Source organism: Mesorhizobium sp. M2A.F.Ca.ET.046.03.2.1, assembly GCF_003952425.1.
Classification (GTDB): Bacteria; Pseudomonadota; Alphaproteobacteria; order Rhizobiales; family Rhizobiaceae; genus Mesorhizobium.
This window is the reverse complement of sequence record NZ_CP034449.1, coordinates 5,981,206-5,994,234: the sequence shown is the minus strand read 5'-3', so window position 1 is coordinate 5,994,234 and position 13,029 is coordinate 5,981,206. Positions and strand designations below refer to the sequence as shown.

At 62.2% G+C, this 13,029-nt stretch carries 14 protein-coding genes and 1 tRNA gene; 12 read left to right on the top strand and 3 right to left on the bottom strand.

The annotated features are described in order from the left end of the window. Positions 1 to 13: 13 nt before the first annotated feature. From EJ072_RS37070 to EJ072_RS28480, 10 genes are all read left to right on the top strand, one after another. Positions 14 to 472, top strand: coding sequence for a hypothetical protein (locus EJ072_RS37070; RefSeq protein ID WP_245467024.1), 459 nt, complete (start codon positions 14 to 16; stop codon positions 470 to 472). Continuing rightward, positions 442 to 939, top strand: coding sequence for an ABC transporter permease (locus tag EJ072_RS37065; protein ID WP_245467022.1), 498 nt, complete (start codon positions 442 to 444; stop codon positions 937 to 939). The genes EJ072_RS37070 and EJ072_RS37065 overlap by 31 nt, the downstream gene beginning before the upstream one ends. After that, positions 936 to 1,487, top strand: a complete 552-nt coding sequence (locus EJ072_RS37060; RefSeq protein WP_245467020.1) for a hypothetical protein — start codon at positions 936 to 938, stop codon at positions 1,485 to 1,487. The genes EJ072_RS37065 and EJ072_RS37060 overlap by 4 nt, the downstream gene beginning before the upstream one ends. After that, on the top strand, positions 1,433 to 1,894 hold the full coding sequence (locus EJ072_RS37055) for a hypothetical protein (protein ID WP_245467018.1): 462 nt from the start codon (positions 1,433 to 1,435) through the stop codon (positions 1,892 to 1,894). The genes EJ072_RS37060 and EJ072_RS37055 overlap by 55 nt, the downstream gene beginning before the upstream one ends. Continuing rightward, positions 1,894 to 3,210, top strand: a complete 1,317-nt coding sequence (locus EJ072_RS28505; protein ID WP_126082319.1) for an ArgE/DapE family deacylase — start codon at positions 1,894 to 1,896, stop codon at positions 3,208 to 3,210. The genes EJ072_RS37055 and EJ072_RS28505 overlap by 1 nt, the downstream gene beginning before the upstream one ends. A gap of 214 nt (positions 3,211 to 3,424) precedes the next feature. Further along, the gene (locus EJ072_RS28500) at positions 3,425 to 4,312 is read left to right on the top strand and encodes a cytochrome c oxidase subunit II (protein WP_126082318.1); all 888 of its coding nucleotides are present in this window, start codon (positions 3,425 to 3,427) and stop codon (positions 4,310 to 4,312) included. A 17-nt stretch (positions 4,313 to 4,329) separates the two neighbouring features. After that, a complete protein-coding gene (ctaD, locus tag EJ072_RS28495; protein ID WP_126082317.1) occupies positions 4,330 to 6,099 on the top strand; it encodes a cytochrome c oxidase subunit I in 1,770 nt (589 codons plus the stop codon). Next, positions 6,096 to 6,800, top strand: coding sequence for a cytochrome c oxidase subunit 3 (locus EJ072_RS28490; RefSeq protein WP_126082316.1), 705 nt, complete (start codon positions 6,096 to 6,098; stop codon positions 6,798 to 6,800). The genes ctaD and EJ072_RS28490 overlap by 4 nt, the downstream gene beginning before the upstream one ends. A gap of 10 nt (positions 6,801 to 6,810) precedes the next feature. After that, the gene (locus tag EJ072_RS28485) at positions 6,811 to 7,533 is read left to right on the top strand and encodes a heme-copper oxidase subunit III family protein (RefSeq protein WP_126082315.1); all 723 of its coding nucleotides are present in this window, start codon (positions 6,811 to 6,813) and stop codon (positions 7,531 to 7,533) included. A gap of 7 nt (positions 7,534 to 7,540) precedes the next feature. After that, complete coding sequence (locus EJ072_RS28480; RefSeq protein ID WP_126082314.1) at positions 7,541 to 7,939, top strand: cytochrome C oxidase subunit IV family protein; 399 nt, start codon at positions 7,541 to 7,543, stop codon at positions 7,937 to 7,939. Positions 7,940 to 8,212: 273 nt separating this feature from the next. On the opposite strand, the gene EJ072_RS28475 is transcribed toward EJ072_RS28480, so the two are convergent. The 3 genes from EJ072_RS28475 to tig all read right to left on the bottom strand — a co-directional run bounded on the left by EJ072_RS28475 (position 8,213) and on the right by tig (position 11,211). Further along, positions 8,213 to 8,593, bottom strand: coding sequence for a cytochrome c family protein (locus tag EJ072_RS28475; RefSeq protein ID WP_126083780.1), 381 nt, complete (start codon positions 8,591 to 8,593; stop codon positions 8,213 to 8,215). A 374-nt stretch (positions 8,594 to 8,967) separates the two neighbouring features. Continuing rightward, a complete protein-coding gene (locus EJ072_RS28470) occupies positions 8,968 to 9,531 on the bottom strand; it encodes a hypothetical protein (RefSeq protein ID WP_245467016.1) in 564 nt (187 codons plus the stop codon). A gap of 189 nt (positions 9,532 to 9,720) precedes the next feature. Next, positions 9,721 to 11,211 (bottom strand): trigger factor, encoded by a 1,491-nt coding sequence (tig, locus tag EJ072_RS28465; protein WP_126082313.1) that lies wholly within the window; start codon positions 11,209 to 11,211, stop codon positions 9,721 to 9,723. Positions 11,212 to 11,556: 345 nt separating this feature from the next. Here tig and EJ072_RS28460 point away from each other — a divergent pair. Together EJ072_RS28460 and EJ072_RS28455 are read left to right on the top strand one after the other, a co-directional pair. Continuing rightward, positions 11,557 to 11,641 (top strand) — tRNA-Leu (locus tag EJ072_RS28460). A gap of 166 nt (positions 11,642 to 11,807) precedes the next feature. Next, positions 11,808 to 13,016, top strand: coding sequence for an MFS transporter (locus EJ072_RS28455; RefSeq protein ID WP_126082312.1), 1,209 nt, complete (start codon positions 11,808 to 11,810; stop codon positions 13,014 to 13,016). The last annotated feature ends 13 nt before the right edge of the window (positions 13,017 to 13,029 follow it).

Genomic DNA, 13,029 nt, shown 5'->3' with positions numbered 1-13,029 from the left:
GCGGGAGTGGTCTTTGCTTGTCGCCTGTTTGCTTGCGGTCGTCATCTTTTCTGTCGCATCGCCGCACTACGCGACCCCGGGCATCGCGGTCACCGTGCTGCGCAACAGCGTCGAACTGCTGCTGATCGGCCTCGGCATGACCCTGCTGCTCGCCATGGGCGGCATCGATGTCTCGATCGGCATCGTCATGGGCCTCGCGGCCATCGCCATCGGCCGCATACTTGGCGCCGATGGCAGCCCGTTCGTGGCGCTTGTCGCGGGCCCGCTCGTCGGGGCGCTGCTGGGCTGCGTGACGGCCGCCATCGTCGTCCTGGGCCGCGTTCCGGCCATCGTCGGAACGCTCGGCCTGTTTGGTGTCTACCGCACCGCCGTGTTGCGCTGCTTGGCGGGCAATGGCTTTCGGGCCTGCCCTCGAGCCTCACCGATCTGCTGGCAGCCACCGTGCTCGGCATCCCCGTGCCGGCCCTGGTGATCGCCGTTGCCTATCGGACTGTCTGGCTGGCACTGCGGCGCACGCCCTATGGTTTGCATCTGCTGGCGATCGGCAATTCGGAAGAAAAGGCGCGGCTTTCGGGAATTCCGGTGATCAAGGTCAGATTCCTGACTTTTGTCATCAGCGGCGTCCTGACCGGCATTGCCGCCACCTTCTATGTCGCAACCTACCGCAACGTCGAAATGTCGATCGGCAGCACCTCGGCGCTGGATGCCATCGCCGCGGTCATTCTCGGCGGCACAAGCATATTGGGCGGCCGCTGCAGCCTGCTCGGCACGGTGCTTGGCGTGCTCCTGCTCAGAATCCTCGAGAATGGCCTGCTTCTGATCGGTGTTCCCTCGCTTTGGCAGCCGGTCGTCACCGGCGTGCTGATCATCGGTGTGCTCGGCTTCGAAGCGGTCTCCAATCGCCTGCCTCTTACCCGGTTCCAGCGAGCCCGCGCATGAGAACGCTTCGGAACCTGCAGGGCCCGGCCCTGACCCTGGCTTTGCTGTGCGCGCTGTGGCTGATCGTGATTGTCGGCCTGCTGGCGCTCAAGCCTTCCGTCTTCAATCTCGGCACCGTAACCACCATTCTTCAGTTCTCGACCATCCTGGCGCTGGTCGGCCTCGGACAGGGGATGGTCATCCTGGCCGGCGGCACAGGCATAGACCTATCGGTCGGCGGCGCGGTTTCGCTCTCCGCCATCATCGCCATGCTGTCGCTCAAACTGGGCTTGCCGCCGGTCCTGCTGCCGGCCGTCTGCATCCTGGCCGGCGCGGCGCTCGGCGCCCTCAACGGATTGCTGGTGAACGGCCTGGCGCTGCTGCCCTTCATCGCGACGCTCGGTACCTTCTTCGTCTATTCCGGCGTGGCGCTTGCCGTCACCGGCGGCGCGGCCCAGTCGGGCGTGCCAGGATGGCTGCTTGGTTGGGGCGCGGTGTCGTCGCCGGCATTCCCGTGCCCTTCCTCACCCTGGCCATCCCCTGCTTCGCGCTGGCCGGCCTTGTGCTGATGGCGACGGCCTGGGGGCGCTGGATCTACGCGATGGGCTTCAACGAACGCTCGGCCAGGCTGGTCGGCATTCCTGTCGATCGCGTGCGCTTCATCCTCTACGCCCTGAGCGGCGCGCTCGCCGGCGCCGCCGGCCTGGTTTCGCTCGCCTGGCTCAGCAGCGGCAGGCCAAATATCGGCCAGAACCTCGAGCTGGAATCGCTGACCGCCGCGATGCTTGGCGGCATCGCCATCACTGGCGGGCGCGGCGGCGTCGGCGGCGTGTTCGCGGCCGTGCTGCTCCTGGTCACGCTCAAGACCGGCCTGCTGCAACTGAACATCAACACGGTCTGGCAAGTGGGGATCGTCGGCGCCCTTCTGGTGTTCGTCCTTCTTGCCGACCGGCTTTCCCTACGTTGGAGATCCTAATGCCTTCCATGGAAGAGACCATCGCCGCGCGCGTCGAGGCAGCGGCCGATCGCATCGTCGAGACGCTGAGCGATCTCGTCGCCTTCCCCTCGATCGTGAAATCCAATCCGAAAGAGGCCGGCCCGGGCGAGCGCGACTGCCAGCTCTATCTGCAGAAGCGCCTGGAGGCGCTCGGCTTCACCACCGATCTGTGGGACCCGGACGGCCCGGCGCTCTATGAAAAATACAAGGGACGCGCCGGCGCCAACAAGGGCAGGACTTTTGAAGGCCGGCCCAATCTGGGCGGCGTGCTGAAGGGCACGGGCGGCGGCCGCTCTATCATGCTGACCGGTCATATCGACGTCGTGCCGCCAGGCGCAGCCGGACACTGGGCAACCGATCCGTTCCAGCCCGTGCTGAAGGACGGTTTCCTGCATGGGCGCGGCACCGTCGACATGAAGGGCGGCGTCGCCTGCATGCTGATGGCGGTCGAAATCCTGAAGGGGCTCGGCGTCAGTCTTTCCGGAGACATCGTCTTCACCACCGTCGTCGACGAGGAGATCGGCGGCATGGGGTCGCTGGCCATGGTCGATCGCGGCTTTAGCGCCGATGCCGGCATCATGACCGAGCCGACGGCAAACAAGATCGCGCCGCTCTGCCACGGCATATTGTGGGGCAGGATCATCATCGACGGTATCGGCGGCCATGCGGAGTTGACGCCGAACGCCTGGTATTCGAGCGGCCCGGTCGATGCGGTTCAGCTCTGCCGGCAGATCCTCGACGGCATTGATATCCTAAACCGGCGCTGGATGTTCGACCCCAGGAAGAACCATCCGCTGATGGACCTGCCCAACCAGATCATCGTCACCCAGATCAATGCCGGGGAGCACCCCTCCTCCATGGCTGGTCGCGGCGAGATCATCATCGACGCGCAGTACCTGCCGAGCGAGCATGACGAATTCAGGCTGGGCGGCAACGTCAAGCGCGAGATCGAAGAGCATATCGCCAATATCTGCCAGGCGGACCCTTATCTGCGCCGGCACCCTGCCCGGGTCGAATGGATTCTTGATGCCGACTGCGCCGAAATCCCCTCCGACAGTCCGTTTGTGAGTGTCTTCCAGGAGGCCGTGAAGGACGCCAATCTGTCGCCGGCGCTGAGCGGCTTCGGCGCGCATAGCGACATCGGCCTGCCGACAGGCCTCGGCAGCACGCCGACCGTCAATTTCGGTCCCGGCGACCCGGCGCAGGCGCATCAGCCCAATGAGCGCGTTTCGGTGCGCGACCTCGTTGATTGCACGAAGGCAATTGCGATTGCCGTGGAGAAATGGTGCCGCTAGAGCAAGCTGGAGCATGATCCAGAGAAATAGCGATCGCGCTGGCATGGCGTTCCGGCCATCTGGCAGCCGCCGCCTTGCGCCTCGAAAACCGGGCGTAAAAAGCAACATTTTTCCAATCAGATAGTCGGCTCTGGAATTTCAACCGGAAATCGAGCATGATGCGCTTGGCATTTCGGGGCGCTTCGCGCGTTTGGAATGCCGGGAGGAACGGGACATGGCCGTTGTGCTTGTACTCGTTTTGATCGTCGTGGGCTCGGTGTTGTTCCACCTCCTGAGCCCATGGTGGTGGACGCCTATTGCCTCGAACTGGGACTATATCGACAACACCATCATCATCAGCTTCTGGATCACCGGCATCGTCTTTGCCGCTGTCGTCCTGTTCATGGCTTATTGCGTCTTCCGCTTCCGGCATCGGGAAGGCAATCGCGCGGCATACGAACCCGAGAACAAGCGCCTTGAATCGTGGCTGATGATCGTCACCGCGCTCGGCGTCACCGCTTTGCTGGTTCCCGGCCTGTTCGTCTGGAGCCGCTTCGTCACGGTGCCAGGCGATGCAACCGCAATCGAGGTCGTCGCCCAGCAATGGCAGTGGAGCTTCCGTTTGCCGGGCAAGGACGGCAAGCTCGGCACTTCCGACACCCGGGATGTCACCGCCGACAATCCGTTGGGCGTCGCCCCCAAGGACCCGAACGGGCAGGACGATGTCCTGGTCCAAGCCGCCGATCTTCATCTGCCGGTCGGCAAGCCGGTCAAGGTGCTGCTGCGTTCGATCGACGTGCTGCATGATTTCTATATCCCGGAATTCCGCGCCAAGATGGACATGATCCCGGGCTCAGTGACCTATTTCTGGTTCACCCCGACCAGAACCGGTACCTTCCAGGTCCTGTGCGCCGAGCTATGCGGCCAAGGGCACCCGCTTATGCATGGCGTGGTCGTGGTCGATACCGAACAGGAGTATCTGGCCTGGCTCGGCCAGCAGCAGACCTTCGCGCAACTATCGGCGCCCCAGCAATCGGGCTCGGCGAACCAGCCGCCGGGAAAGATAATGGCGTCCAATCTGGGCGTCGCGGCAAACTCGAAACTTTCGAGGTCCGCACAATAGGGCACGGAGGTGCTCCAATGGTCGACGTCACACCCGCAGATGCCGTTCCGCCCGCCGAAGTTGGGGAGGTCGAACTCTACCATCCGCACAGCTGGTGGACGAAATATGTCTTCTCGCAGGATGCGAAGGTCATAGCGGTCCAGTACTCGGCAACGGCAACCGCGATCGGCCTGGTGGCGCTGGTTCTGTCCTGGCTGATGCGCCTGCAGCTCGGCTTTCCCGGCACGTTCGACTTCATCACGCCGGAGGCCTACTACCAGTTCATCACCATGCACGGCATGATCATGGTGATCTACCTGCTCACCGCGCTCTTCCTCGGCGGCTTCGGCAACTACCTCATCCCGCTGATGGTCGGCGCCCGCGACATGGTCTTTCCCTATGTCAACATGCTGAGCTACTGGATCTATCTGCTCGCCGTGCTCGTTCTGGTATCGAGCTTCTTTGCGCCGGGCGGACCGACCGGCGCCGGCTGGACGCTCTACCCGCCGCAGGCGATCATGACCGGCACGCCGGGCGGCCAGGACTGGGGCATCATCCTGATGCTCTCCTCGCTCATCCTGTTCATCGTCGGCTTCACCATGGGCGGGCTGAACTATGTTGTGACAGTGCTGCAGGGCCGCACGCGCGGCATGACCTTGATGCGCCTGCCGCTCACCGTCTGGGGCATCTTCACCGCCACCGTCATGGCGCTGCTCGCCTTCCCGGCGCTGTTTGTCGCCTGCGTGATGATGCTGCTCGACCGTGCCCTCGGCACCTCATTCTTTATGCCGGCGATTGTCGAGATGGGCGAGCAGCTGCAGCACAATGGCGGCAGCCCGATCCTGTTCCAGCACCTGTTCTGGTTCTTCGGCCACCCGGAGGTCTACATCGTGGCCCTGCCGGCCTTCGGCATCGTGTCCGACCTGATCAGCACGCATGCGCGCAAGAACATCTTCGGCTACCGCATGATGGTTTGGGCGATCATCGCCATCGGCGCCCTGAGCTTCGTCGTCTGGGCGCACCACATGTATGTCAGCGGCATGAACCCCTATTTCGGTTTCTTCTTCGCGACCACGACCCTGATCATTGCCGTGCCGACGGCGATCAAGGTCTATAATTGGGTGCTGACGCTGTGGCGCGGCGATATCCATCTGACCACACCGATGCTTTTCGCGCTCGCCTTCATCGTCACCTTCGTCAATGGCGGCTTGACCGGACTGTTCCTCGGCAATGTCGTCGTCGACGTGCCGCTGTCGGACACGATGTTCGTCGTCGCCCATTTCCACATGGTCATGGGTGTCGCGCCGATCCTCGTCATCTTGGGTGCGATCTATCATTGGTATCCGAAGGTCACCGGGCGGATGCTCGACGAAACGCTCGGCAAGTTCCACTTCTGGGTAACCTTCCTCGGCGCCTACCTGATCTTCTTCCCTATGCATTATCTCGGCCTGATGGGCGTTCCGCGGCGTTACGCCGAGCTCACCGACATGACCATAATGACGGAATCGGCTCATCACCTGAACTCGTTCATCTCGATCATGGCCTTCATCGTCGGCTTCGCCCAGATGGTGTTCCTGTTCAACCTGATCTGGAGCATCCGGCATGGCCGCGAGGCCGGCGGCAACCCCTGGCGGGCGACGACACTGGAATGGCAGACGCCTGAGACGCCGCCGGCGCACGGCAATTTCGGCAAGGAGCTGCCCATAGTCTATCGCTGGGCCTATGACTACAGCGTGCCGGGAGCCAAGGAGGACTTCATCCCGCAAAACGTGCCGGGCGACTTCGCGCCCTCGAGGGAGCCGGCATGAGCGTCATCGTGGTCTTTCTGCTGGTGATCGCAGGCTTTGCCGGATGGTGGCTTTCGCACCAGCGGCTGACGGCCAAGCCCTGGCTGGAGCAAGGCCTGGCCGGGGATTTCGTCGGTTTCGACCGGTCGGCGCTGCCCACCGCCAAGATCGGCCTCGGCGTCTTCCTCGCCGTGGTCGGCTGCCTGTTTTCGCTGTTCACCAGCGCCTATTTCATGCGCATGGGCCTGCCCGACTGGCAGCCGCTGCCGCTGCCGCGCCTGCTCTGGCTCAACACCGGCTTGCTGGTGCTAAGCAGCGTCGCGCTGCAATGTGCCGTCGTCGCCGCGCGCAAAGGCCAGATCGACAACGTCCGGCTGGGCCTTGCCACGGCGGGGTTCACGACGCTTGCGTTTCTCGTCGGTCAATTGATGGCATGGCGGCAACTGACCGGGGACGGCTATCTGCTCGCATCCAACCCGGCCAACAGCTTCTTCTATCTGATCACCGGCATGCATGGCCTGCACATACTCGGCGGTCTGGTCGGACTTGGGAGGACGAGCATAGGCGCCTGGGATGGAGCGCGGCCGGAGCGGGTTCGCCTCAGCGTCGAGCTCTGCGGCATGTACTGGCATTTCCTGCTTTTCGTCTGGCTCTGCATTTTCGCCCTACTGGCGGGTTGGGCCGCGACCTTCATCGACATCTGCCAACGGCTGCTGACCTAGGAGACCGGCTATGGCTGAGACGACCATGACGCATGCCAGCCAGATGGAGCCCAGGCCCGCCGGTTGGCGCGGCATTGCCGCCGATTGGGCCTCGGATCAGCGGGCGTTCAAGAACGTGTCCTGGGGCAAGGCCATGATGTGGATCTTCCTGCTCAGCGATACCTTTATCTTCGGCTGCTTCCTGCTCTCCTACATGACCGCGCGCATGTCCACGCGCGTGCCGTGGCCGAATCCAAGTGAGGTCTTTGCCCTGCGTATCGGCGGCTCGGAGATCCCGCTGATCCTGATCGCCATCATGACCTTCGTGCTGATCTCGAGCAGCGGCACCATGGCGATGGCTGTCAATTTCGGCTACCGCCACGATCGCCGCAAAACCGCGATCCTGATGCTTTTGACCGCAGCACTTGGCGCGACATTCGTCGGCATGCAGGCCTTCGAATGGACCAAGCTGATCACCGAAGGGGTGCGGCCATGGGGCAATCCCTGGGGGGCCGCGCAATTCGGCTCATGCTTCTTCATGATCACCGGCTTTCACGGCACCCATGTCACGATCGGCGTGATCTTCCTGATCATCGTGGCGCGAAAAGTCTGGCGTGGCGATTTCGACATCGGACGGCCCGGCTTCTTCACCAGCCGCCGGGGCCGTTACGAGAATGTCGAGATCATGGGCCTCTACTGGCATTTCGTCGACCTGGTCTGGGTGTTCATCTTCGCCTTCTTCTATCTTTGGTGAGGCAGCTATGGCTGAAGCAACCGCAAACGGTCTCGGACAACACGCACTGCACGCCACCCATGCGCATGATGCGCCGGCCGTCGCCACCACCGACACCCACCAGGAGCACCCGATCAAGCTCTACCTGGTGGTCTGGGCGTGGCTGTTCATCCTCAGCACATGCTCCTACCTGGTCGACTATTTCGGCATCCACGGCTATCTCAGATGGTCGCTAATCCTGATCTTCATGATGCTCAAGGCGGGATTGATCGTCGCCGTCTTCATGCACATGGCCTGGGAGCGGCTGGCGATGATGTATGCGATCATCCTGCCGCCGATATTGGTGCTGGTCTTCGTGACCATGATGGTTTTCGAAGCCGACTACACGCTGCTGACCCGTATCGCGTTTTTCGGACCTGGCCCCTGATTGCGTAATCTCTTGCAGCGTCACGCGCTCTTTTTAGGCGCGCACAGGGCGCTGTACCGCTTTGATGGGACAATGATCCTTTTCGAAAATCGATCCCGATTTTCGGGTCATCCCGCCCGGTCGAAGGTGAACGTCATGGACACGCGAACGCTTGTCATACTCGGCCTTGGTATAGGTGTTCTGCTGCTGTTAGGATTCTTCGCGCTGCCGGCATAGCGGCGCGTGGGCGCGGCATTTCAACAGCGTAGCTGCAGGGCGACCAACGACAGTGGCCTATTTGGAGAACTGCTTCAGGTAAGCGATGACGTTGGCTATGTCCTTGTCATCCTTGAGGCCGGGAAATGTCATCTTCGTGCCCTTGACCATCGCCTGGGGGGCGTGAAGGTAGGTCGTCAGGGTGGACTCGTCCCATTTGAGGCCGGACTTTCCAGCCGCGATCATGGCCGCGGAATAAGTAAAGTTGGGGTGCGTTCCGGCAACGCGCCCGATGACCCCGTGCAGAGACGGACCGACCCTGTTCTGGTCCTGGTCGGCAACGTGGCAGGCCTTGCACTTGGTGAAGACCTTCTCGCCTACGGCGGCATCTTGCGCCTGCGATGGGCTTGCGAAGAAGGTCGTAGCGGACAAGACGATAAAAAGCGCTGTTGCACGCATCGCATTTCCTCCCTGATGGTCTCGTTTTTGCGTCGGAACGATCGGCACCTCGCCGGTCCCCGCCTGCGTGCGCTGCACGCTCGAGCGGAGGATCCGGGTTTCTTCAGTGGAATTGCGGCATCTACATACCACAGAATCGTGCAAATGGATAGAAAAAGGCGAGCTTTTGCCGAGGCTTAGGTCCGCACAATGCGATGCTCGATATCATCGGCAAGGTGTTTGGGCGCCCCATGACGACCGCCGAACTGGAAAGCCCGTTCTAAGGCATGTCTCCTGAAAGGGTGATCCGGTTCGGGAAAAGACAGCCGTAAAATCAAAAACCTAAAGCGCATGGAGCGAATCTGAAAGATCGCGACGCGCTTCAGGACGCGAGGTCAAGGTGGATCGGTTTTGCAGCTTGCGGCGATCTGGCCGATCGCTTTGGAGAGACCTGCAAGTTCGAAATCGGCCTCGCCGCGCCCCGACAGGAGGCCGAAGCGCCATGACAGCGTCAGCCGGCTCGCTGAAACCAGGCGCTTGATACCGTCGTCCCCATCCCTGACCAGCATTCTCCCGCGCGGGCCGACCGACCAGCTTTCATCGGTCTTGCCGCCGTCGACAATGACGGAGATGGTGATCTTGCGGCTGGCGGAGACCGGATCCTTGAGCTGCAGCCATTCGCTCCAGCGTGGTTCGCCATCGCGTCGGCAAGCCAAGGTCAGCACCGGGCTGTAGCCCAGCGCTCCGCCCCCTGTGATGAGCTTGTTGATGGCATGCAGCGAGGCCGTTATCTGGGCGTCGCTGCCGGTGTCGACGCGCCAATTGCCGAGATCCGGCTCGGTCCGGGCGCCTCCTTCAGCCGCCGCCAAGAGGAGGGCCGGGACATCCGGCTCGGCGCGGACGCTCCCGCCGATCGCCACCAACAAGAGCGTCGCGGCAACGACTAAGCCTCTTACCATGAACCCAGCCTCACAAACGCCTCCGACCCCGCGAACGCCATCGAAAACAGATAATCTTCAATGGTTGGTATCGCCAGCGGCAGACCATCAAGACAAGTTGCGTGTGTTGCCGCGCCGCCACAATGACACAGGCCGTAATGAAAAAGGCCGCCCGAAGGCGGCCTTTCGAAATTGCGGCGCTGAAACCGGTTATCTGGCTTCCTTGGCGGCCTTCTTCTTCGGCGCGGCCTTCTTCTTCGGCTCTTCCGCCTCGGCGGCGGCGTCGCCCGCCTCTGCCTTGGCTTCGGCCTTCTTCGAGGAGGCTTTCTTGGCCGGTTTCGCCTTGGTCGCGGTTTCGGCTTCCTCGTCGTCGGCCATCAGCTCGTCCTTGCCGACCTTGACGTCGTCGACCGAGATCTGGCCGAGCAGATAGTCGACGACCTTCTCCTCGAACATTGGCGCGCGCAGCGCGTTGATGGCTTCCGGATTGCTGCGATAGAACTCGAAGGCTTCCTGCTGCTGGTTGGCCGGGAAGCGGCGCACCTGCTCGAACAGGCCACGCTGCAGTTCCTCATCCGACACGGTGACGCCGGCCTTCTCGCCGATCTCGGCGAGCACCAGTCCGAGGCGCACGCGGCGCTCGGCAAGGCGCATATATTCGGCGCGCGCCTCTTCTTCCGTGGTCTCTTCGTCGGCGAAGGTGCGGCCGGCAGCTTCGAGATCGCGATTGACCTGAGCCCAGATGTTGTTGAACTCGGCCTCGACAAGCTTCGACGGCGCCTCGAAGGAGTAGGATGCGTCGAGCTGGTCGAGCAGCTGGCGCTTCACCTTCTGGCGGGTCATCGAGCCGAACTGGTTCTCGAGCTGGCCGCGCACGATCTCGCGCAGGCGTTCGAGCGATTCCAGGCCGAGATTCTTGGCCGTCTCGTCATTGACTTCGAGCTCGCCGGGCGCCGACACTTCCTTGACGGTGACGTCGAAGGTGGCTTCCTTGCCGGCCAGATGCGCAGCCTGGTAGTTTTCGGGAAAGGTGACGGTGACCTGCTTCTCGTCGCCGGCCTTGGTGCCGATCAGCTGGTCCTCGAAGCCCGGGATGAACTCCTTGGAGCCGAGCACAAGCGGCTGGTCGGTGCCGGCGCCGCCGGCGAAGGCCTCGCCGCCGATCTTGCCGACATAGTCGATGCTCACGCGGTCGCCCTCGGCGGCCTTGCCGCTCTTCGGCTCGTAGCTGCGCGCCGATTCGGCAACGCGCTTCACCTGATCGTCGACTTCCGATTCCGGCACGTCATAGACCTGACGCGTCACCTTGATGTCGGAGAAATCCTTGATCTCGATCGCCGGGATGACCTCGTAGTTGAGGCTGAATTCGAAGTCGGAGCCGCCGGCCAGGATCTTCTCGGCCTCCTTCTCGTCCTCCGTCATGATCACTTCGGGCTGCATGGCGGCCTTTTCGCCGCGGCCGGTGATGATCGAACGGGTCGAGTCGTTGAGGATTTCGTTGACGACCTCAGCCATGAACGACTTGCCGTACATCTTGCGCAGGTGCTGCACCGGCACCTTGCCCGGGCGGAAGCCGTTGATGCGCACCTTGTCGCGGGCATCGGTCAGCCGCGCCATCAGCTTGGCTTCCATGTCACCGGCCGGCACGGTGATCTTGATCTCGCGCTTGAGACCGGAGTTGAGCGTTTCGGTGACCTGCATCCTAGAACCTTTGTTTTCAACAATGAGACTGCCAAACGGTCCTAGCCGTTTACAGCCTGCCGGTATGATGTTGCCGGAAATGGCTTTTGGTACGGAACCTGGCGATTTGACCGCTAACGCGGTTCAAACTCTCCTGAACTACGCCTTGCCAGATGCGAAATAAGTTTCTGTTTTTACTATAACTTTTCACATCTTGCAGAAGCGGAAACTCACGTTCCGTCACATTCGACACGCCTTTTGTCACAGGCTAGGCCAATTTTCAACTATCTTCGCGTCTAGCCGGATAAGCATGATCTGAGCCTCGACATTGACAGAATGATGGCTACATGGGATTGCCGGGGAAAAGCGGATGTGGCGGAATTGGTAGACGCCCTGGATTTAGGTTCCAGTGCCGAAAGGCGTGGGGGTTCGAGTCCCTTCATCCGCACCATCCTTTGCTCTTCGAGCTTCGTATGGCAGGCCACCTAAAGCTCGAAGAGCCGACCTCCGAAGCCCTGGCGAAGGAGGACCGACGCCAGGCCTTCTGCTCTATGCAGTCATCAAACCGACATTGAGGCTCTGCTAGCAGGCGGGTTTGCAGTCGACCGGCCACCCGCATGCGCATCGCGATTCTGGACAGGACTATCGTTCGAACCCTGATCGTGCTTGCGATCGCCCAGCTCATGGGCTGGGGATCGGTCGGGCTGTTGGCTATCGTCGGCAGCCAGATAGCCGCCGACCTTCAAATCAGCATAGCGGCGGTGTTCGCCGGCAATTCGGTATTTTATGTGGTCATGGGCCTGTGGGCGCCGCCGCTGGCAAAGGCTTTCAATGCCTTCGGCGCCCGCAAGGTGATGATCATGGGCACGATCCTTGCCGCTCCGGGCTTCGTGGCGCTGGCGGCCGCGCACGGGCCGGTTCTCTATTTTACCGCATGGGTCATCCTTGGCACGGCTGGGAGCGCGATGCTGACGACGGCGGCCTACATCATGCTGAACGAGGTCGCCGGCAGCAGCGCCAAGAGCGCCATTGGCGTGCTTATGCTGATGACCGGCTTGTCGAGCAGCATCTTCTGGCCCGCCGCCGCCTTCCTGTCCGGGCTGATCGGCTGGCGCATGACTTGCCTCGTCTACGCGGCGGCCATGATCGTGGTCTGCCTGCCGCTCTATGCCTTCGGCTTGCCGCGCCGGCCGCCATCGCCGAAAGCCTCGTCAACGGTTCCGGCAACCCGGAAAACTCCAGCCGTGCCGGCAGGCATCTTCCGTCTGATCGTTTCGGCGATCACGCTCAATGCCTTCGTCACGTTCGGATTCAGCGCCATACTGATCGAACTGCTTAAGGCCGAGGGACTTCCCGCCGGAGAAGCCGTCGCCTTCGGCTCGATGCTGGGCATCCTTCAGGTCGGCGCCAGGGGCGTCGATTTTCTGGGCGCTGGACGCTGGGACGGGATGACCACCGCGCTTTTCGCCGGATTGGCGCTGCCGTTCGCCATGCTGCTTCTCATTCTGGGTCACGGCACGCACTGGTCGATTGCCGGCTTCATTCTCCTCTATGGCTTGGGCAGCGGCATTCTTGCCGTGTCGCGGGCAACGATACCTCTGGTGTTCTACGACCAGGCGGCCTACGCGCGGGCCGCATCCAACATCGCTCTCCCGCTCAACCTGATTTCCGCCATATCGCCGCCATTGCTGGCCGGACTGTTGGCGCATTTTGGCAGCGAAGCCGTGCTCGGCCTCGCGATGCTCTGCTCCTGCGGCGCGTTTGTGGCCTTGCTGCGCTTGAACCGACGCCGTCCGGCTAGGGCCACTGCTGGAACCGTGACTTAAGGTGGGTCGAATG